Raw genomic sequence first — 22,424 nt, forward strand, 5'->3', positions numbered from 1 at the left:
ATAAAGAAAAAAACAGCAAAAGTGTCAGTATTTTTCAAAAATAAATCTTTTGGAGGAACAGGCATCTCTTTGTCTAGGGCAAATGAATGGAGCCTCCCCAGCAATATGACCTAAAAAAAGTGCCTGCTCACAGCAGACACTTTTTATTTACCAGATGGAAATAGCCCCAATGAGAACTGCCATGACAGTCATAGCGACAACTGCCAGCACAGCCCATTTCATCCCAAATTTCTGATGCTGATCCAGTGATACGCCAACAAGTCCAACAAGTAAATGAGTCGATGGAACAAGTGGACTTAACATATGAATCGGCTGACCAATAATAGAGGCTCTGGCAATCTCAATTTTATCGACACCGTAAGCTGCCGCTGTTTCTGATAGGATCGGCAGTACGCCATAAAAGTATGCATCATTCGGCATAAAGAAAGTAAAGATCCCGCTTGTTAATGCGACAATGACTGGAATAAAGCCGCCAAGCTGCTCTGGAATTGCAGATACAATCGAAATCGCCATTTCATCAACCATTTTCGTTCCAGTTAGAATACCTGTAAAAACACCTGCCGCAAAAATCATCGAGGCAATGGCTAAAACGTTTGTGGAGTGAGCCGCAATTCGCTCACGCTGCTGGTCCAAGTTCGGATAGTTCACAATAATTGCCACACAGAAAGCAAGAACAAATAGAACAGTTAAACTGACTTTACCTGATACAAGCAAGAGCACCAATAACAAAGTTAGCGCCAGGTTAAACCACCAAAGCTTCGGTCGTTTGATGTCATCTTGCAGTGCAGCTGCCATTTCATTTGCATGAATCGGCTGGTCAAGTTCAATGACACCAAGACGTTTTCTTTCGGCTTTTCCAAGAAAATAAGCAACAATAATCATACTGAGAACCCCTGCACCAATGACTGGAATCATCGGGCCAAATAAAAGTGAAGGGTCGACCCCAAGTGCACTCGCTGCTCTAGGTGTGGCTCCTCCCCACGGAATTGTATTCATAATTCCCATGCCAACTCCGGCAATTCCGGCTAAAATAATTGGTCGGATGCCAAGCAGTGTAAATAGTGGAAGCATCGCTGTTGTTGTAATCATATATGTCGTAGTTCCGTCACCATCAAGTGCAACAAGCATCGTCAGGACAGCTGTTCCGACCACGATTTTTAATGGATCGCCTTTAACGATTTTTAAAATTTTCGCCACCATTGGGTCAAATAAACCCGCATCAATCATAATGCCAAAGTACAAAATCGCAAACATGATCATGACCGCTGTCGGTGCGACTTGCTGCACGCCTTTGACAATCATGTCTGAAATTTCAGTAAAATGAAAACCTGCAATAAGAGCAAATGCAATCGGTGTTAACACCAATGCCGTTAAAACAGACATACGTTTCGTCATAATCAAAACCATAAATACAATCATCATAAGAAATCCTAAGATTGCTAACATATTGTTCACCCCTTATGTTGTATACGCTTTCATTAATGTGTTGGTATCCCATTTCCAACCCTTTTTGTCATCATATCTGAGGTGGGAATTGAAGTAAATATTATGAATTTTAATTCTTTTTAGGTCGATAAATGCTTTTTGTTCATTTTGTTCAAACATAGTTTTTTTGATTACATGAAAACAAGCGGTCTTATTCGACCGCTTGTTCTCCTTGTATCAATTGCTCATATTGCCTTAATTGATCTTCCATAAAGATCTTTGCCTCTTTGCTGTTCATATAACGACTTGTCCATCCCTTTTGCTTTAATCGCTTTTTCCAGGACTTCGTTTTCGTCATTTTTTGAAGAAGCTGATCCCATTCACGAATGTCATGCTGACTCATTTGTTTTGGGCCCATCACACCGCGCCAATGAGAAAAGATGAGCGGAATGCCTTGCTCTTTCCATGTCGGCACATCTTCAAATCCATCTAAGCGTTGGCTGGTTGTTGTCGCTACAAGCTTCAGCCTCTTTTTTTCATAATCATGACGAACCTCTGTAATAGTAGTCGTTGCTGCATCTACCTCATGATCGATAAGCGCCTGAAATAAATCATCTGCACTGTCAAATTTCAGAAATTGAATGCGATATGGATCAATCCCTGCCATTTCTGCTGCCCGGGCGAATGAGATTTGATCATCATTTCCAAAGTCAGGCGCAAACCCAATTTTTAAGGAATCTGTTTTTTTCTTGAGTGCGTGTAACAGCTCCTTCCCATTTGAAAAAGGAGAATCCACTGGGACTGCGACGACCTGCCACTCTTCTGCAAGGATTGCCAGCGGTGTTACATCATTCATCGTCACGTTACTGCTGCCAAGCAAATTACGGCTTAACAATAAGCTTGAATTTAAACTGATATAGTTGGCTTCTCGCTCCATCATGTATGTCCATCCTTTATCCACTGTTCCGCCTCTTTGATAAAGAATGTTCACAGGCCGTTTCACCAGCTTCTCTTGTTCAAGCACTGATTTCATCACCTGAGCCGTTTGGTCAAATCCCCCCTCTGGTACACCCGACACCACAATATATAAGGAGCTTTGCTTCAGGAAAGAATCTCCAGCCTTTTTTTCATTAAAGGTGAGCGTCATACAAAGGCAGAGCACGATAACAAAAAATATTGCTTTTTTCATCTTTTATGACTCCGCTTGTTTGGCAGGATAATATTTCCGTTCAGGTCTGCCAATGATTCCATATGCAAGCTCTGCCCGGCATTCCCCTGTTGTCACGAGATACTCTACGTACCGTCTCGCAGTTGTACGTGATGCGCCCATCTTTTCCCCGAGTTCTTCTGCTGTAATTCCGCTATTTTCTGATGCCATCAATGTTTTCACTTTATCCAAGGTCAGTGAATTGATGCCTGTAGGGAGATCTCTGTCATCCCTTTGTTTTGGCTCTTCCTGCATCTGCCCAAAAAACAGATCGATCATCGTTTGATTGACTTCATCCTTTGAATTGATGATGTCTTTCTTTTCTTTATATTCGGTTAAAACTTGTGCAAACTTTTGTGCGGTCACCGGTTTGATTAAATAATGAACCACTCCGTAATGAAGTGCATCTCTTAAAAGCGTCGTTTCCGTTGCAGCCGTGATAATGATCACATCTACTTCAGGACAGCGTTCTCTTAAAAGCGGCAGCAGGTTGGTGCCGAGCTCATCAGGCATATAGACATCAAGTAAGATGAGATCAACTTGCTCCCTTTGGAGCGCCTCCCACATATCCTTTGCACTCTTTGCCTTTCCGGCGACCCTAAATCCTTCTATCTTTTGTATATAAGATTCATGAATGGCAGCGATTCGAAAATCATCCTCCGCAATGAGTACCTTAATCACCATCTATTCCCCCTTTGTGCCTTTCGGTATGTATACAGTGAAGATGGCACCGCCTTCTTTTTGGTTCGCAACTTCAATCCAGCCCCCAAGCTCGTCTAATACTTCTTTCACATTCGCAAGCCCGTAGCCTCGTCCTTCTCCCTTTGACGAATGGCCTCTTGTGAAAATCTGTGACAGTTCCTCTTCATTCACTCCATCACCTGAATCTGACACTTCTATGATAATATCAAACCCAATATCTGTGATGAATAGGTCTACCTCGCGCTTCTCCTTATTTAATACAGCTTCAAAAGCATTATCTACGAGATTGCCAATGATGGTGATAAAGTGAGATAGACTTAAATGAGCTGGGAGCGGCTCAAGTGAGCTATTTTCATCAATGTGAAATTGGACTTTCTTCTCAGATGCTTTCCCTAGCTTGCCAAGTAAGATGGCTTGTATTTTAGGAGACCGTATCTGCTTCATGAGTAAATCGTGCTGTCGGTTTTGCAGATGATATTCTTCTTTAATTAAGTCGATGGCTTCATCGACTTGATTCAGCTCAAGCAGGCCTAAGATGGCATACAGCTTATTTGAGAATTCGTGCGTCTGTGCCCTTAGGTCTTCTGAATATCGGCTGACCTCTGTTAATGTATCCAGCAGCTTCGTCAGTTCGGTTTTCTCCCTGAAGCTCACAATCCCTCCGAATACTCGATTGTCCTGCATTACTTTTTTCACATTTAAAACATAGGTTTTATCATTGACGACGGATTCGATGTTAGGTTCAATCGTCTCTTCATTTAAATAGAGAAGAAGTTTGGCATTTGGTAAGACTTGATCAATATGAAGGGGCAGTTCTGATGAGACGCGCAGCATATGTTCAGCTGATGTATTCATCATCGTAATCGCGCCTTTCTGGTCAAACGCAATGATCCCTTCTTTTATAGCGAGCAGCATCGCTTCTCTTTCTCGATACAGCGAAGCAATTTCATGCGGCTCAAGCCCTAATGTATCTTTTCGAATACTCTTTGTTAAAAAAATCGCACCGAATATTCCAGGCAAGAGCACAAGAAGGGCAATATAGCTAAGCTTCAATAGCTGATGAGCTGTCGCTTGATCGATTTCCTTTTTTAAAAATTCGACGGTGACTGTCCCAATAATTTCTTCATGACCTTCTGTTTCTTTCATAATGGGCGCACTGCCTCTGACAACGGTTTCACCATTAGAGTCATCAGTGGATATGGAGGTTCCTCCAAATAAGAGAGTACTTCTTCCTTCCGATACACTGATGGTTTTTCCTACGTCCTCATGATTCGTATGAATAAGAACCTTTCCTTTTCGGTTGGTAATGAAGATGGCATGTGCTCTTACTTGCTCCTTCATTTGCTCAAGCACTGCCTGTTCTTCATTTTGGGACGCTGATACGGCCACCGATGCTTTAATGGGCGGCATATATGATATTGTTCTAGCGGTCTGCACCGCCAGCTGTTCAGCTTGTCCCTGCCTTTCTGATGTCTGCAGAAAACCAAAACAAATGGTTAATAACGCAATGACAACAAGCAAAAGCCCGATAATTAACCCAAAAATTTTCGTTTGTAAAGTAACTTTCCTTTTGCCCATCCTCACCGCCACAACCCCTAATTCAGTAGATTCACCCGAATAGACTCTAAGAAAATGATATCATTTTTTCTTCCTAAGTTAAGAGAAAATTCTTTCAAACAAAAAAGGACGACTCAAAATCGAGTCATCCCTGTGTGCCTATTACGTGATCGATAAACCAGCACTCGCATAGCCTGCTACGGTATTCACTAAGGATAGACCTGTAGCTGATGCGGAGAATACAACAAGCAATCGTGTTTCCGGTGTGACTGGTACATTTAGACCAGTCGCAATACCATTTGCTATAGCACCCAGCGTTAAAACACCGGTTAAAGCTGGAGCTAAAGTGACACTCGCTACTTGGGTGAAACTGTTATTTGGTGTCGGTGAAGCAAATAGACTAGCTGTGACCGTAATACTCGTGCCGACCAATGAAAGAGCTGCTGTCGTACTAAAATAGCCGGCAAATGACGTGATTGTTCCAGCTCTCGGAACTGAGAACGCCATGTTGATTAATGTACCCGCAGCGCCTGTTAAATCAATCACTCCGCCTAAAATACTGACACCTGTCGCTGAGTTACCAAATCCGATCAAACTGGATGTTCCAACAAGTCCGCCTGCAATTGTTGTCAGGACAGCTGGTGTACCTGAAGCAAACGGAATGATCGCACTCGATCCTGTCACACCTGTTGGACCTGTAGCTCCGGTGGCTCCTGTACCTGTGACGCCGGTGGCTCCGGTTACTCCGGTTGCACCAGTGGCTCCGGTGGCTCCGGTTGCACCAGTGGCTCCGGTTACTCCGGTTGCACCAGTGGCTCCGGTTACTCCGGTTGCACCAGTGGCTCCGGTGGCTCCGGTTGCACCAGTGGCTCCGGTTACTCCGGTTGCACCAGTGGCTCCGGTTACTCCGGTGGCTCCGGTTACTCCCGTTGCTCCTGTATCACCTGTTACCCCAGTAGCTCCGGTTACTCCAGTGACTCCGGTCACACCTGCGGATGCCAATAAGGTATAATCTGGTGACGTATCTGGTGTACCTGTTGGTGGTGCTGTATTCACAACATAGGTTCCACCTTCAAATGTCACCACTTGACCTACTGGATAAGTTGGCGCTGTTGCCGGGTCAAATGTCAGAATGCCAGTTAAGCCTACACCGGTTACTCCTGTTGCTCCCGTATCTCCGGTTGCTCCGGTTACTCCGGTAGCTCCAGTTACTCCGGTTGCTCCTGTATCACCCGTTACCCCAGTGGCTCCGGTAGCTCCGGTTACTCCGGTAGCTCCTGTTACCCCAGTGGCTCCGGTAGCTCCTGTTACTCCGGTTGCCCCCGTATCTCCTGTTACCCCGGTTGCTCCAGTTACTCCCGTGACGCCGGTTGCTCCGGTTTCACCCGTTACTCCAGTGGCTCCGGTGGCTCCTGTCACACCTGCGGCTGCTAATAGCGTATAGTCTGGAGAAGTATCCGGTGTGCCTGTTGGCGGTGCTGTATTGACCAGATATGTTCCGCCTTCATATGTCACCACTTGACCTACTGGATAGGTTGGCGCTACTGCTGGATCAAACGCTGCGACTCCGGATAAACCGACTCCAGTCACTCCTGTTGCCCCGGTTTCACCAGTTACCCCAGTTGCACCTGTTGGTCCTGTGACGCCGGTTGCACCAGTTTCTCCTGTCGCTCCTGTGACCCCTGTTGCACCTGTTTCACCGGTGGCTCCCGTACCAGTAGCTCCCGTTGGACCAATTTCCCCCGTCGCTCCCGTAACACCAGTGGCACCGGTTGGACCAATTTCTCCTGTTGCTCCTGTGACGCCAGTGACTCCGGTTGGACCAACCTCTCCCGTTGGTCCTGTCACTCCTGTTGCGCCGGTGGAACCCGTGACTCCTGTACCGGTTGCTCCTGTAACGCCAGTCGCTCCTGCAGCGGCCAATAACGTATAATCTGGTGACGTATCTGGTGTGCCTGTTGGTGGCGCCGTGTTAACAAGGTAGGTTCCTCCTTCATATGTCACCACTTGACCTACTGGATAAGTTGGCGCTACTGCTGGATCAAACGCTGCGACTCCGGATAAACCGACTCCAGTCGCTCCGGTCACTCCTGTTGCCCCTGTTTCACCAGTTACCCCAGTTGCTCCTGTTGCACCTGTTTCACCAGTTACCCCAGTTGCTCCTGTTGGTCCTGTGACGCCGGTGGCGCCGGTTGGACCAATTTCCCCCGTTGCTCCTGTGACACCGGTCGCTCCCGTTTCACCTGTTGCACCGGTTGCTCCTGTGCCGGTGGCGCCGGTTGGACCAATTTCCCCCGTTGCTCCTGTGACGCCGGTCGCTCCCGTTTCACCTGTTGCACCAGTTGCTCCTGTGCCGGTGGCGCCCGTAACTCCTGTCGCTCCCGCAGCAGCTAAAAGCGTATAATCTGGGGAAGTATCAGGTGTACCCGTTGGCGATGCTGTGTTTACAAGATACGTCTCGCCTTCATATGTCACCACTTGACCTACTGGATACCCTGGTGCCGCTGCCGCATCAAACGGAACAACTCCAGTTAGACCTACACCGGTAGCGCCTGTTGCCCCAGTCGGACCTGGATCTCCCGTAACACCTGTTGGTCCTATACCTGTTGCTCCTGCAGCAGCTAAAAGCGTATAGTCCGGTGATGTATCAGGCGTCCCTAATGGCGGTGCTGAATTGACCACATACGTACTGCCATCGTATGTCACCACTTGCCCTACTGGGTAGGCTGATGCTACTGCTGGATCAAATGCCAGGATGCCTGTTAAACCTACGCCTGTTGGACCGATTGGACCTGCTGGACCTGCTGGACCTGCCGGACCTGCCGGACCCGCTGGACCCGCTGGACCCACTGCACCCGCTGGACCTGCTGGGCCTCTTCTTCCTCTCCCGCCTGGCGGACCTTGAATCACACAAACACAAGGATCTTTTCCGCAGCAAGGATTTTTCACTGGTTTCCTTGGCTTTTCTGTTTTCCCTTTTTTACAACTATCACATTCCCAGCCATCATCCTTATACGCATCATACCAGCTTCCTTTTTGGTAGTGGTCTGTCGAATGAGTTGGATATGTCTTACCACATTGCCTACATCTTTTCATGGAATCACCCCCATCCATCGTATTCATCATGGCTTGGAAAGGTGTATGTACACATTTATTTTTTTATTAATCAAAAAACCTTGCACTTCATGTACAAGGTCTTTCTTTCATTAAAGTCTCATCGTCATTTTTAAATCTTTTCCTACCATACTATAATCCATATCTACCGGCCGGATGGCTTCTTTTAATGTTTTCGTACCTTCTCCTTCAAAGAAAGTGGGTGCACCTTTCCCTCCAATTAATAATGGTGCCATATAAATAATGACTTCGTTCACAAGTGATGCTTCCAAAAAGGATGCACTCACACTTCCTCCCGCCTCCACAAGTACCGACATCACAGAACGCTTTTTCAACATACGTAACACCGCATGAAGGTCTGTCCGACTTTCTCCGCTTGTGACAAATACTTGATGTCCTTTTTGCACCAGTTGATGGTATTTTTTTTGATCGTACTTGTTTGAAGTACAAATAATGGTTTCTGCCATATGATCATTTAAACATTTCGCATGAAGCGGAATCCTTAATGTGGAATCTAAAATGACACGAATGGGCTGTGTCACGATTGAATCTTTCACAATAAGACCTGCATCATCTTGAATAATGGTTTCGACGCCTGTTATCACAGCATCTGCTTCTTGACGTAATTGCTGCACTTCTTTTCTTGCTTCTGTTCCCGTAATCCATTTGCTTTCTTGGTGAGCTGTTGCAATTTTTCCGTCTAATGAAATGGCTGTTTTTAATATGACATAAGGAAGATCTGATTGTATGGAATGAAAAAAAGGAAGATTTAAGCTGTCCGCTTCCCGTTTACATATCCCTTCTTCTACTTCTATCCCTGCTTGTTTCAACATCGTGACCCCTTTACCTGCTACAAGCGGATTTGGGTCCCCAGTGGCAATGACCACACGTTTCACCCCGCTCTTTATTATGGCTTCTGAGCAAGGCCCTGTTTTTCCATGATGCGAACAAGGTTCGAGCGTCACATACATATGAGCTCCCTTCGCCTTATCTCCTGCCATTTGCAGCGCATGAATTTCAGCATGCGGTTCGCCCGCCTTCATGTGAGCACCAATTCCAACGATTTCACCTTTTTTGACTACCACTGCCCCGACAAGCGGATTTGGCGAGGTTTGTCCTTTCATGGCCTTTGCGTTGGCAATCGCTAGCTTCATATAAAAAACATCGTCTTTCATGTAAGTCTCCTTTCCTCTCTTTCAAGGGAAAGAACTCCTTCAGGGAATGAAGGAGTTCTATTCTCATGTGCTATATTTTTTCCATCCGTTTCTTTTCAGATCGATCATAGTAAGGCAAGGAATAAAAAAGTTTATAAGATGCTCGTTGTTTACAAAAACAGCATTTGCGACATTCATATTTATTAATGAGGAGCACATGCGGACAATTGAGTACAGACAGACCTTTTTTCATATGTTCCTTGCAAACACTTATCATGAGAATCCCCCGCTTACATTCTTTTTCTTAATGAGAGATTACTTCTTTCGGAAATTGTTCAAATAAGCGTAGTACTTCGGTATGCGTCCCATCTTCTCTAACGTGATAAATCCCGCCGTCATATGAGCTTGCATATACATCATTGCCTAATTGTCTGATGGCACTAATCCCATTTTGAGCAATTCTAATTGGGCCGGTGTTTACATCCAGCTCTGGATTCCACACAACGATATAGCCCCAATAATCACCGCTTACAATATTGCCTGAGTCTGTAACTGTGACCGATTTAATCGAATATTGGTGTTCGTTATGCTGGTCTAAAATTCTTCCTGTATGCAAATCAAACAATCTCACATTCTTGTCACGGCTGACAATGGCGATACGGTCTCGTTTACTATCAATAAAGACATCATTTAACAGCTCTGTCGCACCGATGTATTCCGCTTTTAAGGACAAACTCTTTTTATCTAGAAGACAGATGGTTCCTTCAACTGCTGCTGTGATGATAAGATCTCCTTCTACCTTTAATGCTTTGACCGCACAATCGTGTGCTTTGGAACGACCGATTTCCTTTAAGTGTTCTGTCGAAATGACATGTACATAACCGCCGTAAGTTCCAATATAAAATTGACGATCCTCCTCGTGGAAATACACGCTGTTGACCGGACCTGTGTTGAGATCAAACGAAACCATTTGCTGTAATGACTCATGAACAATATGCACCTGACTTGCATGGTCTCCCCACGCATAATAGCTTCCATCCCGTGCAACAGCTACTCCATTTGTTAAAACGCCCGTCGATTTGGCAATTTCAATCCCGTTTTTTCTGAATTTTCCATCATCAGATGCGGTAATAATATCACCCGCATCAGTCAGCGCAATATCATTGATAGATGGCGTTGCCATTTCAATCTCATCTGATACGACTTCGCCCTTTTCGATCGACCATTCACAATATGTTTTTCCAAAGCTGGCTCCTAGTATTGACTTCTCATCCTCTGTCCAGACAAGCGAGCGCTCCCACTGATATTTATGAGGCAGTAGTGTATCAACTAAATCACCTGTTTCATAATTCCACAGCTTAATTAAATGGTCGTAGCCTGCTGTCAGCAAGTAATTGCCGCTTGGAGAAAAATTCACGCGCTTGACGCCCTGTAGATGGGCTTTGATGATTTTTTTCTCCTGTAAAGTAGCCGCATCATAAATAATGACGGTGCCATCATCTCTGCCAAGTGCGAATACTTCTTTTTGATTGCTGCCGCTGATCGTATCCAGCTCATAATCAAACGGGCCGATTTCCCCTACAATTTCTCCGGTCTCATACAGCCATACAAGGACGTATCCATCATCACCTGTTGTGTAAGCTTTATCACCATGTATCCATACAGCTAATACATCTTTGCTATGGCCATGGAATTCTCTTAAAATAGCGCCCGTTTCGATATCCCAGACTAAGCATCTTCTATCTCTGGACACGGATACAAGCAAGGTATCCTGCTTCGCAAAGGCGACGGCTTCTACATCATCCGCATGACCAAACAAAGTGCGGATTCGGGTATTTGTGCCTGTTTCATACAACTGAATGGTATAGTCTGACGATGCACTCGCTAAATACTTTCCGTTTTCAGAAAGAGATATTGAGTTAATGATATGCTCGTGACTGCCAATAAACGTACCTTCTCCCGTCGCCCGGTTCCACTGATAAATACAGCGGTCATAGCCGCCAGTGTAAACGATTTGGTCGTGCTGAGTTGATAAAACAGATGTAATTGGTCCTCTATGCATGGTTTTACACTCCCACCTTTATATGTTGTTTTTGACGAGTCACTAAACGAAAACCAGTAAATCGAAAAACGGGATCTGGGTGCTTCCCGTGTCGTCTTGCGACTCTGCATAAATCTCCACCTCTTGCGAAGGAGCCGCCTTTTAAAATGTAATAGTCACTTCCAAGTGTTTCCGTTAAATCATCGACGACCTCGATGCCGCCTTCATATACGTGATATTTGGTGTTGACCCATTCCTCGACGTTGCCGCCCATATCATAAAGACCAAATAAGGATCTGCCCTTTTCGTAATGACGGACAGGCGTCGTTTTTTCAATATTTGATTCGTGCGTATTGCAGTAAGAAGGATCAAACTCATCTCCCCACGGGTATTGATTTCTCGTGTTTCCGCGGGCAGCATACTCCCATTCTTCTTCCGTAGGAATCGACACATCCATCCCAAGTTTCCCGCTCAGCCACTGACAGAACGAGAAGGCTTCCTCAATGTCCATGCCCCAAGCTGGATGATCTTTTCCCCCGCCAAGCTCTTCATTCGTTAAACTCTCCGGGTATGTCTGGCCTGTTTCATCACAATAGCTTTGATACAGTTCATTATTGACGACCGTATCTGAGATAAAAAATTCTTTGATATACGGCTGATAGGATGGAAATTCTTTGTACAGCCATTTTTGAAATTTTTTCTCACGGCCGTAGGTTGGATTGAGCAGCTTGTCTTTCCAGTATTCTGATGCCTTTTTCATATCTTCTTCATTACTTCCAATCGTTGCATAGCCGCTTGGAATTTGAATCCAATTGATATCAGGTTTCACGCTTTTCTCCCGCCTTCTTTCAATAAACTCGTCTATTGATTAATTAATTTCTTCTCATCGACCATATGCCCTGAGGCTGCTTTTGCCTTTAAATAGGCTTCATTGTAGAGAGAGGCTTCGACCGTATGATCAAACCGCAAAACAGGAAGACCGTAAGCTGCAATAGAATCGACTTTATCTGGATTGTTCGTTAGTAAATGCAATGGTTTCCCTTTGTTTAAATAGTGCAAAACTGCTGCTGCTTCCTCGTAATGCCGATCATCATCCCCGCAGCCGATCAGGCGGTTGGCTTCAAAAGTATCCAGCTGCATTTCCTGTAATTTATACGTCAATGCTTTTGCCATCAGCCCAATAGACCGCCCTTCTTGATTGGCCATATACACAAGCATGCCTTTTCCGTAATCGGTGATTTTCTTCAGCGATAATGCAAGCTGTGGACCACAGTCACATTTCAGTGACCCAAACACATCCCCTGTTTGGCAGACACTATGGATTCGCACAAGCGGCGGCCGTTCATTTTCAAAGTCGCCAAATAAGAGACAAGAGGAAAAGGTTTGCTGCGCGGTACTCATTTGTACAATCGATTCGATCGTTGGTTTTGTATCCCGTGCAACAGGCGCGAAGGCATACCACTTAAATGGCACTTCTTCATGTTGAATGGAAATTGGCAAATTCACAGGACCCACGAGCAAATAGTGTTTTTCTTGAAAGGTAAAATGATGAATCATTGATTGTAATTCATCTACAAACTTGTTCATTTGTCTCCCCCCTATTCATCACTGCACCCAAATCGACTCCGATAGCGCAGTGATGGAGTGATGAATATGTGTACGCACTCCCTCAGCCTGTGTGCTACCGCAGAAGGAAATGGATGTGCAGTGTCTCTCATCGCTTTAGACCTTGTCCTTTTCCAGTACAAAGGAGCAGAAATCTTGGTTCATATGCTTTATTTTCTGTCAGAGCAGCAAACGCCCTTGATTGGCAGACGCTCTTTCTTCCCATAAACACCTCTGCTAGCTTTGAATCACTCGCCTTTGTACTAGATTTTGACGGCAATGACATGATGCTGGCTTATTCCGGCCTTCGCCTGTAACGGTGATATGGATACAAGCTCAAGACCTGATGTACAAATTTTTTCGCCAAGCTGAGAATCTGAAAATGAAAAATGGAAACGTCCATCTTCTCCGATCAATCCTGTTTTCCACCGTTCTCCCCAGACAACAAGTGAAAAGACACCGCCTTCATGAAGTAAAGAAGAGACCTGTTTTAAATAACGTTCATGATCATCAGGATGTTGATGATGAAAGCAGCCATGATCTAAAATTAAATCAAACTGCATCCCGCGTCCCTGATCCATGGACCATGACATAAAATCTTGATGAACAAAATGAACAGGAACTGTTTCTCTTTTCTGTAACCCTTCCCACTCCTCATGCTCATACAGGTCGATACCGACATATGCGGAAAGCCCGCTTAAATGCTCAAGTGCACGGCCGTTGCCGCACCCGATATCCAGCACAGAAGCAAGTGCATTCTTTTCCCTTGAACGCCATGCCTTTAATGACATCACTGCTGCGTCTGTTAAGGATGGATCAGTGGACCACATATCTGTTCTTTGCTCATAATGCTCTTGGAATGCCATGCGCATCTTTTCTAAATACAATCCACTGTCTTCATGGTACAAAGCCTTTTTCATCATGAAACCTCCTTCAATTCACAATCTTCTTTTCGGGCAAAGGTGGTTTTCAAGCCAAAAACCTTATGTTAAAATGAAAGATGGATTTTTTAGGAAAATCTATTTGTCTGAAAAAGGAGAGAAGCATCCCACATGTTCACTCTTCTTTTTCAGCATTCATCCTCATATGCAGCCGTTTGAAGGCCGCATCGCCTCAGCTTGTTCTCTCTTTTTTTCATATGAGTTCACCTCCTTCACCGTTCGATCAACTCACATTTCTTATTGAAACCGCTTTCTCTTTTTTATAAGGACTTAACGTCTTTTGACAATCTCTTACACTGTGCTTTTAGTAGAAAGATCAATCTACTGTTTAGAATGGCGATCATTTTTTCTTCAAGTAAACGACGATTTGCTCTGTTCTAGTAGACATTTTTGTAACTTAGAGGCGCTTACACCTTGGTTCCTGCCACCCCCTTTCACTAGATTATGCTTCAAATAAACCCGACGGAAATTTAACAACTAATTCCATAATGACTGGAATAAGCCAAATATATTGTTTTTAGTTTATTTTGTCAACAGATTATTTCCTAAACATTAAAATGAATTTTCTAATTGAAAATACAGGTAATTTTCGTGGTTTTTTGACCTTAAAACACTTATTTCTACACAAAAATACAACTTAAACCAATAGAACTAAGAAATTTATCTACTAAATTACACAAGTTTTTTATTTAATTTTAAATCAAAATAGAAAGATACAATAATTATTTCCCGAATGGTTTTTTGTGATATTTCGACTATTTTTTTCTGATTCTCCATGATTTTCATTGGTATAACGGCATTTTCAATTAGAGCGTTTACTATTTATTCCATACTTCTGTATTTACTTATTATCGTAAAAAAGATATATGTCTCTCCTTCAGACATGACGGCATGAAAAAAAGCCCCTTACAAAAGTAAGGGGCTTTTTCAGTTGGCGTTTATGCCCAGTTTTTCACTTTTTCATGATCTGTGACAAAGAGAAGGACTTTCCCTTCGTCTAAATGTTCTTCAAATGTCTCAGCTTCTTCTTTGGTGAAACCAATTTCATGAATTTTATTGCGGAGCTCATCTCCCTTTTTACTAAAGATGTTCCCAACCGCATGTTTGAGTCCAACTTCTCTTGAGCCTATCGTATTGGCATCTGCATTATTTGCAATACGCTCTGTTCGATCATCGTCATGGGACAGAACATAAATGTCCTCTCTTGCAACACCGAGTGATTTTAATTGCTCTACATCTCTTTGAAGTGTTTCATCATTTGAATACTCTCTTACAACAGGTTTCATTTTATATTCCTCCTTTAACGTCTTACGAATCTTTTACCCGTCACTTTTGACATTAAACCTTACAAGAGCACATCCAATTTGCTTAATGAACATACCATGCCTATCGACTTATTTTTGACAAAAAGCCTGTGAAAATGACTAAATTTTCTGAAATATCGTGTTCATTCCTGTTGATTTGTTGTACAATTCTTATACTGGAGGCTAGAAATGAGGGAGAGCTGATGTATTACTTTTCAGCGGAGCAGCAGTTTAATGCTTGGGTTGTCAGTGATTTGGTGAAACAGCTTTTTCAAAAGTGGAATCCTGAAGAAGCGAATACAAAGCCGCTTACATTGTTTGCCGAACAGCACTTTCGCATCTCCATTGATTATCTCTTTTCCATCATTATTAACATTGGAGATATCGAGTCAATTGATCAAGATCCACAAGACCTGTTGTCCTCATATTTGAATATCCTTTTTCCTTTTGTGACGCGCGATATGATGAAAGCCTCCATGCAAAATGCAAACGAATATTTGTTAAAAGAACGTGATGCGGATGTGTATCAGCTGTTTGGCTGTCTCCCGCCGCTCCTCTCTGTATCTTTTCAGAAAAAGTAGTCCCCTTCGATGAGATGGCGGCTGCTTTTTTGTGTGTGTTTTGAAAAGACCGTATGTTTTGAACGAAAAGAAGCATCATGTTAATGTAAATCTAGGCTGCAAGTGAAAGGGAGGATTTGACATGAGTCAACAAAAGCAAATTCAATTAGCTAAACGTCCAAAAGGATTACCTACAAAAGATGTTTTTCATTTTGAAACAGTAGATATACCTGTACCGCAAGATGGAGAGGTCTTGATTCATACGAAATATGTTTCTGTAGATCCTTATATGAGAGGACGAATGCAGGATACAAAATCCTATACACCTCCGTTCAAGTTAAATGAAGTGATTCAGGGCGGTGTCGTCGGAGAAGTCGTTGAATCGAAATCGCCTCAATTTGAAAAGGGTGATTTTGTCCTTGGATTCCTTGGCTGGCAAGAATATTCCACTGCCAAAGCTGAATCTCTGACTAAAATTGATCCGTCCATTGCGCCATTGTCCTATTATTTAGGCATTTTGGGCATGCCAGGGCAGACCGCTTATTTCGGCTTGCTTGCGATTGGCCAGCCAAAAGAAGGCGAGACGGTTGTCATTTCTGGAGCCGCAGGTGCCGTTGGTTCCGTTGTGGGACAAATCGCTAAGATCAAAGGCGCTCACGTCGTGGGTATTGCCGGATCTGATGATAAACTCGCTTATTTAAAAGAATTGGGCTTTGATGAAACGATTAATTATAAAACAACAAATGATTTAGATGATGCGATTGCAAAAGCCTGTCCTAACGGTGTTGATGTGTACTTTGACAATGTAGGCGGCGAAATTTCAGATGCGGTGATGAATCATTTGAACCGTTTTGCACGCATTCCAGTGTGCGGTGCCATTTCTTCTTATAATATTAGTGCAAGCGAGGACATCGGACCGCGTGTTCAAACAAAACTCATCAAAACAAGCGCATTGATGCAAGGCTTCATCGTTGCCAACTATTCAGATCGTTTTGGAGAGGCAGCGAAGGATCTCGCACAATGGGTAAAAGAAGACAAACTCACATATAAAGAAACAATCATAGAAGGCTTTGACAACATTCCTGACGCATTCCTTGGACTATTCAAAGGGGAAAATGTCGGAAAACAGCTTGTCAAAATTTCATAACAAAAAAGGACCCTCCATGTGGAAGGGTCCTTTTCTTATGCCTGCTTGGGCGCAAGCTGCAGCTGGCCTTGCTTATAGACAATTTCTTCAAGCGAAAGATTCAGCTTTTTCGCCATTTTTTTCAGCATTGATTGCTCTTGAGGTGTAACGAGACTGATGACTGCGCCTTCTTTTCCAGCGCGTCCGGTTCTGCCTGAACGGTGGATATAGCCCTCTTCATTTGGCATATCTGCATGAATGACGTATGGCAGATCATCAATATCAATACCTCTTGCTGCAATATCTGTTGCAAGGAGGAGCGGGAATTCACGCTGTTCAAATGATTTCAAGATCACAGCACGTTCAGCTTTTTTTGCTTCACTATGAAGGACACCAAGGTCGACATGATGGTACGCTAATTTCTCTGCATAAATGCTTAAGTTCGTAATGTCACGCACAAAAACGAGCGCCTGCATGTCCTCAAGCCGTGATAGCTTTTGCAGCAGTTTCACTTTGTCACGCTGATCACATAACAGATAATAGTGACCCACTTTCTGCGCTTCTTCCTCGCTTCTAGCAATTTTCAATACTTCTGGTTCAGATGTCATTTCTTTGATCAGCTGAACGGTTTCTTCTTTCAACGTTGCAGAAAAACAAAGGATTTGTCTTTCTTTTAATGTGGACTTAATGATCCCTTGGATCGTTTTCATATGCTCTGGCACAAGAAGCTGATCTGCTTCGTCTAATACAATCGTTTTGACTTCATGCATTTTCAGTTTCTTGATTTTGATTAATTCTTGTACTCGGCCCGGTGTCGCCACAACGATGTTCGGATGTTTCTTTAGTTTTTCTTGCTGCTTCTTGATGTTCGCTCCACCAATCAAGGAGACCGCTTTGATGTCTGACCCTTCTTTGAACTCTTGCACGACATCAAAGATTTGCATCACAAGCTCTCTTGAAGGTGCCAAGATTAAGACTTGCGGATGCTTGATATTGACATCTATTTTATTTAAAAGCGGCAGAACATACGCAAGTGTCTTCCCCGTTCCAGTTGGCGATTCTGCGATCACATCACGCTTCTCCGTAATCCACTCTGCTGTTTTTTCTTGTATAGCTGTTGGTTTTTCGAAGCCAGCCGCTTGAAAGTTCTCTCGAATAAATGGCTTTGCTTCTTTCAAAAATGCCCAATTTTCCGTCATGTCGATCTCCTTTATCCTCATTCAATCTATCCTTTAGTATCTCAAAATCAGCTTTGAAACGCAATTTTTCTTTTGATGCTTTTATCGAGCCGGACAGTTCGATATAATCATGAGAGGCACTAGCCGTTTTGAATCTATTTGAGGTGTAAAAAATGATATTATCTGTTAAAGATTTAAGTCATGGCTTTGGCGACAGAGCCATTTTCCACGAAGTGTCCTTCCGTTTATTAAAAGGCGAGCATGTCGGCTTAATCGGCGCCAACGGTGAAGGAAAGTCAACGTTTATGAATATTATTACTGGCAAGCTGGAGCCAGATGCAGGAAAAGTCGAATGGGCGAAAAATGTCCGTGTCGGCTATCTTGATCAGCATACCGTGCTAGAAAAGGGAAGGACGATCCGTGAAGTCCTTCAGGATGCATTCCATTATTTATTTTCAATGGAAGCCGCGATGAATGATATTTATGGCAAAATGGGTGAAGCCGATCCTGATGAGCTTGAAAAGCTGTTAGAGGAAGTGGGCGTCATTCAGGATGCACTGACAAACAATGATTTCTATATCATTGATTCTAAGGTCGAGGAGATTGCAAGAGGTCTTGGCTTAACGGATCTCGGACTGGACCGTGATGTGACGGAGCTCAGCGGCGGTCAGCGTACGAAGGTGCTGCTAGCGAAATTGCTGTTAGAGAAGCCAGAAATTCTCCTTCTCGATGAGCCGACCAACTATTTGGATGAGCAGCATATTGAGTGGCTTAAGCGTTATTTACAGGAATATGAAAATGCGTTTATCCTCATTTCACATGATATTCCGTTTTTAAACAGTGTCATCAACTTGATTTATCATGTTGAAAATCAAGAGCTCACGCGTTATGTTGGCGACTACGACCAATTTAAACAAGTGTACGAAGTCAAAAAGCAGCAGCTCGAAGCAGCCTATAAAAGACAGCAGCAGGAAGTGGCTGAACTAAAGGATTTTGTCGCCAGAAACAAAGCACGTGTCAGCACAAGAAATATGGCGATGTCCCGTCAAAAGAAATTGGATAAGATGGATATGATTGAACTGGCAGCAGAAAAACCAAAACCAGAATTTCACTTTAAACCGGCACGTACGTCTGGGAAACTGATTTTTGAAACGAAAGATTTAGTCATCGGTTATGATGAACCACTCTCCCGCCCATTGAATTTAAAAATGGAACGCGGGCAAAAAATTGCGTTGTACGGTGCTAACGGTATCGGAAAAACGACGCTGCTCCGAAGTCTACTTGGGGAAATCACACCTATTTCTGGTGAGGTGGAACGTGGAGAATTCTTGCATATTGGCTACTTTGAGCAAGAAGTAAAAGAGCAAAACAGCAATACTTGTATTGAAGAAGTATGGAGCACCTTCCCTTCTTACACGCAATATGAAGTAAGAGCCGCTCTTGCAAAATGCGGATTAACGACAAAACATATTGAAAGCCGTGTGTCTGTTTTAAGCGGAGGAGAAAAAGCAAAGGTCCGTCTTTGCAAGCTGATCAACGAAGAAACCAACTTACTTGTTCTCGATGAGCCAACAAACCACTTAGATGTCGATGCAAAAGAAGAACTAAAACGCGCCTTAAAAGAATATAAAGGCAGCGTCTTATTGATTTCTCACGAACCTGAATTTTATCAAGATGTGGCAACCGAAACTTGGAATTGCGAATCTTGGACGACCAAAGTATTATAACGACAAAAAAGCCTTATATCTACTAGAGATATAAGGCTTTTTCTAATTAATGACCTGCTTGGATATTCACCAAATGCTTACGTCCAAGGAGCAGGATGATCATGCCTAAGAGAACCACAGCAGCCCCGACATAATAAGGTGTACTTGCTGTATAGGATTCAGCGAGAACTCCGGCAATCCAAGGAGCAATCGCCCCCCCAATAAACCGTACAGCACTGTAAGAGGATGAAGCAATTGAACGTTCAACCGGTGCTGACCCCATCACAGCTGTCGTGAGCACTGTATTGATCATACCGAGAATTCCCCCAGCAATGACAATTCCGCAGATCACGACCACAGCATGAGACGTCCATACCCCAATACCGAATAAAATCACAGCAAACGAAGCAAACAGAACGACAAGCGAGGTCAATGTCCCAAGTTTGCGATGAATGACCGGCGCTGAGAAGACGGAGGTCACAGCCAAAAATAGCCCCCAACCAAAAAAGACATAACCAAGTCCATGCTCATCAAGATGGAGCACAAATGGTGAATACGCTAAAAGCACAAAGAAACCAAAATTGTATAAGAAAGCGGCAGATGCCATCGTTAATAGTCCTTTATATTTTAACGCTCCGACAGCCTCAAATAATTTCACTTTTTTCTGCGGCTTTTGCATAGGTGGAAGCATAAAGGTAATCGCTAAAAGAGCAATAAGCATTAACACGGCAACGCCAAAGAAAGGCCCGCGCCAAGAAATTGTGCCAAGCTCACCGCCAAGCAGCGGTCCAACCGATATCCCAAGACCTAGTGCTGCCTCGTATAAAATAATGGCCTTCGCACTTCCTCCAACAGATACACCAACAATGACAGAGAGTGCAGTTGAAATAAATAAAGCATTCCCAATGCCCCATCCGCCTCTAAAGCCAATTAATTCATTAATCGTTGAAGAAGTACCACCTAAAGCAGAAAAAACAATAATAAAAATGAGTCCAACTAATAACGTCCATTTCGCACCAATCCGACTAGAAATAAAGCCGGTAAAGAACATCACAAAGCCGGTCACAAGTAAGTAGCTTGTAAATAAAAGAGAGACCTGGCTTGGAGATGCGTGTAATTGCGATGCAATGGCTGGCAAGATCGGGTCGACGAGTCCTATTCCCATAAACGAAATCACACACGCAAAGGCAACAGCCCAAACGGCTTTTGGCTGCCTAAGCAGACTTGTACGCTGTTTCAACACTTCTTCTTCCCTCATTCCATCAGAACCTTTCCTTCAAATGTTGACAAAATAAAATAAACACGCAGAGGTGTTTATTTTTGTAATTGCTCAATTGCATGAGCCGCTCTTTCTTTCATCGCTTCAAGATCCTTTTTAAAAGATTGAATCGTATCAAGCTTTTTTGTTATCAATTGATGCTGCACAGTCAGCTGCGCCTCAATATCTAACAACTTCTCTAATCGTTCCTTCGGATCAAGCGACAGCAAGTAGCCTTCTTTATTCAGCTCTAGCTGCTTTCCGATTTCCATAAACGATTGAAGCTCCTGTAAAGAAAAGCCGAGTACCTCTTTTGCCTGCATCACTTTCTCTAGCTCTTCCATGTCGTCCTCTGAATAAAGTCTGACTCCGCCCTCTGTCCGCTTTGGTGCTGATAATAAACCAATCTCTTCATAGAAACGAATCGTCCGTTTTGTCAGTCCGCTTCTTTTCGCCACTTGATCAATTTTCATCCATTCCATCGCCAGTGCCTCCTGCTCATCAATTCATGTTTTATTATACACCTTTATAACCTTAACGTAAACGTCAAAGTTTTAACACTTGATTTATTCCACATCTTATCGCAGAATAAATAGTAATAATTACGATTTATAGGAGGTACCATATGCGCTCATTTCCACCTAAAGAAGAACGGCACCAGCTATTCGGATCTGTACCGCCAAGTCTTGGCACAAAGCCTTGGCAAAAAGAGGACATGACGGACATTCAAAAAACAGAGCAGGACTTTTATTTTCATCTTGAACAAGTCGGGATCTGCCACATGTTCTATCCCATACATATCGTATCTAAAACAGCACCACAGCGCCAAACAACCACTGCTGAATTTTCACTGAGTACATCCCTGCCAGCTCACCAAAAAGGTATTCATATGAGCCGTCTCACTGAACAGCTACACTCTTTTTATGAAAGCAACAAGCCGCTTGATGTGAATACCCTAAAAGAATTGACGGCTGCGCTCGCCCGGAAAATGGATCAATCCTCTGCTTCCGTTCAAGTTGCCTTTCCATGGTACATGGAAAAACAGAGTCCAGTCACCGAGCAATCAGGCTTGTTGCATGCAACTGTCAAATATGACGTCCATTTTCATGAGAAGGACGGATGGACCTGTCATGTGGGCTGTGATGCACAGGTCACGACATTATGTCCTTGTTCCAAGGAAATCAGTGAATATGGTGCCCATAATCAGCGCGGGTCTGTTTCCATTCTTGTAGAGTTGTTTGAACAAGCATCGCTCCCTGACGACATCAAGGCCGTTCTTTTACATATCATTGAGTCTAATGCGAGCGCACCGCTTTATCCCGTACTCAAAAGACCTGATGAAAAAAAAGTGACAGAAGAGGCTTATGAAAATCCGCGCTTTGTAGAAGATATCACAAGATTAATTGCCATCGAATTATATGAACAGCCATGGATTAAAGGCTTTCAAGTCGAGTGTCGCAATGAAGAATCCATTCATCAGCATGATGCGTATGCTAAATGCTTCTATCAAAAAAACCTGTAGATTGCTCTACAGGTTTTTATTTCC

Annotated in this window: 18 protein-coding genes; 4 read left to right on the forward strand and 14 right to left on the reverse strand. The window is 43.6% G+C overall.

Annotated elements, in window-relative coordinates; all coding sequences use genetic code 11:
• Nucleotides 1-147: 147 nt before the first annotated feature.
• The 11 genes from V6Z54_RS03720 to V6Z54_RS03770 form a co-directional block, all read right to left on the reverse strand.
• The gene (locus tag V6Z54_RS03720; protein WP_034283666.1) at nt 148-1,446 is read right to left on the reverse strand and encodes a citrate:proton symporter; all 1,299 of its coding nucleotides are present in this window, start codon (nt 1,444-1,446) and stop codon (nt 148-150) included.
• A gap of 190 nt (nt 1,447-1,636) precedes the next feature.
• Nucleotides 1,637-2,614 (reverse strand): tripartite tricarboxylate transporter substrate-binding protein, encoded by a 978-nt coding sequence (locus V6Z54_RS03725; protein ID WP_305960707.1) that lies wholly within the window; start codon nt 2,612-2,614, stop codon nt 1,637-1,639.
• A 3-nt stretch (nt 2,615-2,617) separates the two neighbouring features.
• On the reverse strand, nt 2,618-3,313 hold the full coding sequence (locus tag V6Z54_RS03730; RefSeq protein ID WP_041087387.1) for a response regulator: 696 nt from the start codon (nt 3,311-3,313) through the stop codon (nt 2,618-2,620).
• Nucleotides 3,314-3,316: 3 nt separating this feature from the next.
• Nucleotides 3,317-4,912 carry a sensor histidine kinase gene (locus V6Z54_RS03735; protein ID WP_338527714.1) on the reverse strand — a complete coding sequence of 532 codons (1,596 nt, stop codon included), beginning with the start codon at nt 4,910-4,912 and terminating at the stop codon, nt 3,317-3,319.
• Nucleotides 4,913-5,053: 141 nt separating this feature from the next.
• Nucleotides 5,054-7,987: an exosporium glycoprotein BclB-related protein gene (locus tag V6Z54_RS03740; RefSeq protein ID WP_338527715.1), complete on the reverse strand. Its 2,934-nt coding sequence runs from the start codon at nt 7,985-7,987 to the stop codon at nt 5,054-5,056.
• Between the two features lie 110 nt (nt 7,988-8,097).
• A complete protein-coding gene (ribD, locus tag V6Z54_RS03745) occupies nt 8,098-9,180 on the reverse strand; it encodes a bifunctional diaminohydroxyphosphoribosylaminopyrimidine deaminase/5-amino-6-(5-phosphoribosylamino)uracil reductase RibD (protein WP_041087200.1) in 1,083 nt (360 codons plus the stop codon).
• Between the two features lie 283 nt (nt 9,181-9,463).
• A complete protein-coding gene (locus tag V6Z54_RS03750; RefSeq protein WP_041087198.1) occupies nt 9,464-11,221 on the reverse strand; it encodes a WD40 repeat domain-containing protein in 1,758 nt (585 codons plus the stop codon).
• Between the two features lie 4 nt (nt 11,222-11,225).
• A complete protein-coding gene (locus V6Z54_RS03755) occupies nt 11,226-12,029 on the reverse strand; it encodes an SUMF1/EgtB/PvdO family nonheme iron enzyme (RefSeq protein ID WP_041087196.1) in 804 nt (267 codons plus the stop codon).
• Nucleotides 12,030-12,061: 32 nt separating this feature from the next.
• Entirely contained in the window at nt 12,062-12,787 is a 726-nt protein-coding gene (locus V6Z54_RS03760) for a GTP cyclohydrolase II (RefSeq protein WP_041087193.1), read from the reverse strand.
• Nucleotides 12,788-13,068: 281 nt separating this feature from the next.
• Complete coding sequence (locus tag V6Z54_RS03765) at nt 13,069-13,725, reverse strand: methyltransferase domain-containing protein (protein WP_041087189.1); 657 nt, start codon at nt 13,723-13,725, stop codon at nt 13,069-13,071.
• A gap of 959 nt (nt 13,726-14,684) precedes the next feature.
• On the reverse strand, nt 14,685-15,032 hold the full coding sequence (locus V6Z54_RS03770; protein ID WP_041087185.1) for a general stress protein: 348 nt from the start codon (nt 15,030-15,032) through the stop codon (nt 14,685-14,687).
• Between the two features lie 221 nt (nt 15,033-15,253).
• Between V6Z54_RS03770 and V6Z54_RS03775 the strand changes: the two genes are divergently transcribed.
• Nucleotides 15,254-15,631 carry a YfmB family protein gene (locus V6Z54_RS03775; RefSeq protein ID WP_041087183.1) on the forward strand — a complete coding sequence of 126 codons (378 nt, stop codon included), beginning with the start codon at nt 15,254-15,256 and terminating at the stop codon, nt 15,629-15,631.
• 121 nt (nt 15,632-15,752) lie between these two features.
• Nucleotides 15,753-16,757, forward strand: a complete 1,005-nt coding sequence (locus tag V6Z54_RS03780) for an NADP-dependent oxidoreductase (protein WP_075611014.1) — start codon at nt 15,753-15,755, stop codon at nt 16,755-16,757.
• Nucleotides 16,758-16,792: 35 nt separating this feature from the next.
• On the opposite strand, the gene V6Z54_RS03785 is transcribed toward V6Z54_RS03780, so the two are convergent.
• Nucleotides 16,793-17,935 carry a DEAD/DEAH box helicase gene (locus V6Z54_RS03785; protein WP_073979881.1) on the reverse strand — a complete coding sequence of 381 codons (1,143 nt, stop codon included), beginning with the start codon at nt 17,933-17,935 and terminating at the stop codon, nt 16,793-16,795.
• Nucleotides 17,936-18,087: 152 nt separating this feature from the next.
• On the opposite strand from V6Z54_RS03785, the gene V6Z54_RS03790 reads away from it, so the two are divergent.
• Complete coding sequence (locus V6Z54_RS03790) at nt 18,088-19,641, forward strand: ABC-F family ATP-binding cassette domain-containing protein (RefSeq protein ID WP_024426645.1); 1,554 nt, start codon at nt 18,088-18,090, stop codon at nt 19,639-19,641.
• A gap of 46 nt (nt 19,642-19,687) precedes the next feature.
• Here V6Z54_RS03790 and V6Z54_RS03795 read toward each other — a convergent pair whose 3' ends face one another.
• Nucleotides 19,688-20,878, reverse strand: a complete 1,191-nt coding sequence (locus V6Z54_RS03795; RefSeq protein ID WP_073979882.1) for an MFS transporter — start codon at nt 20,876-20,878, stop codon at nt 19,688-19,690.
• Nucleotides 20,879-20,934: 56 nt separating this feature from the next.
• Nucleotides 20,935-21,360, reverse strand: a complete 426-nt coding sequence (locus V6Z54_RS03800; protein ID WP_073979883.1) for a MerR family transcriptional regulator — start codon at nt 21,358-21,360, stop codon at nt 20,935-20,937.
• 143 nt (nt 21,361-21,503) lie between these two features.
• Here V6Z54_RS03800 and folE2 point away from each other — a divergent pair, with 143 nt between their 5' ends.
• Nucleotides 21,504-22,400 carry a GTP cyclohydrolase FolE2 gene (folE2, locus tag V6Z54_RS03805; RefSeq protein ID WP_338527716.1) on the forward strand — a complete coding sequence of 299 codons (897 nt, stop codon included), beginning with the start codon at nt 21,504-21,506 and terminating at the stop codon, nt 22,398-22,400.
• The last annotated feature ends 24 nt before the right edge of the window (nt 22,401-22,424 follow it).

The sequence above is a fragment of the Bacillus sp. MAG717A genome, from assembly GCF_036884855.1.
Classification (GTDB): domain Bacteria; phylum Bacillota; class Bacilli; order Bacillales; family Bacillaceae; genus Bacillus; species Bacillus safensis.

Coding starts and splice junctions, on each gene's coding strand:
- V6Z54_RS03720 (WP_034283666.1), bottom strand. CDS start 1,446: ATGTTAGCAATCTTAGGATTTCTTATGATGATTGTATTTATGGTTTTG.
- V6Z54_RS03725 (WP_305960707.1), bottom strand. CDS start 2,614: ATGAAAAAAGCAATATTTTTTGTTATCGTGCTCTGCCTTTGTATGACG.
- V6Z54_RS03735 (WP_338527714.1), bottom strand. CDS start 4,912: ATGGGCAAAAGGAAAGTTACTTTACAAACGAAAATTTTTGGGTTAATT.
- V6Z54_RS03740 (WP_338527715.1), bottom strand. CDS start 7,987: ATGAAAAGATGTAGGCAATGTGGTAAGACATATCCAACTCATTCGACA.
- ribD (WP_041087200.1), bottom strand. CDS start 9,180: ATGAAAGACGATGTTTTTTATATGAAGCTAGCGATTGCCAACGCAAAG.
- V6Z54_RS03750 (WP_041087198.1), bottom strand. CDS start 11,221: ATGCATAGAGGACCAATTACATCTGTTTTATCAACTCAGCACGACCAA.
- V6Z54_RS03760 (WP_041087193.1), bottom strand. CDS start 12,787: ATGAACAAGTTTGTAGATGAATTACAATCAATGATTCATCATTTTACC.
- V6Z54_RS03765 (WP_041087189.1), bottom strand. CDS start 13,725: ATGAAAAAGGCTTTGTACCATGAAGACAGTGGATTGTATTTAGAAAAG.
- V6Z54_RS03770 (WP_041087185.1), bottom strand. CDS start 15,032: ATGAAACCTGTTGTAAGAGAGTATTCAAATGATGAAACACTTCAAAGA.
- V6Z54_RS03775 (WP_041087183.1), top strand. CDS start 15,254: ATGTATTACTTTTCAGCGGAGCAGCAGTTTAATGCTTGGGTTGTCAGT.
- V6Z54_RS03780 (WP_075611014.1), top strand. CDS start 15,753: ATGAGTCAACAAAAGCAAATTCAATTAGCTAAACGTCCAAAAGGATTA.
- V6Z54_RS03785 (WP_073979881.1), bottom strand. CDS start 17,935: ATGACGGAAAATTGGGCATTTTTGAAAGAAGCAAAGCCATTTATTCGA.
- V6Z54_RS03790 (WP_024426645.1), top strand. CDS start 18,088: ATGATATTATCTGTTAAAGATTTAAGTCATGGCTTTGGCGACAGAGCC.
- V6Z54_RS03795 (WP_073979882.1), bottom strand. CDS start 20,878: ATGAGGGAAGAAGAAGTGTTGAAACAGCGTACAAGTCTGCTTAGGCAG.
- V6Z54_RS03800 (WP_073979883.1), bottom strand. CDS start 21,360: ATGGAATGGATGAAAATTGATCAAGTGGCGAAAAGAAGCGGACTGACA.
- folE2 (WP_338527716.1), top strand. CDS start 21,504: ATGCGCTCATTTCCACCTAAAGAAGAACGGCACCAGCTATTCGGATCT.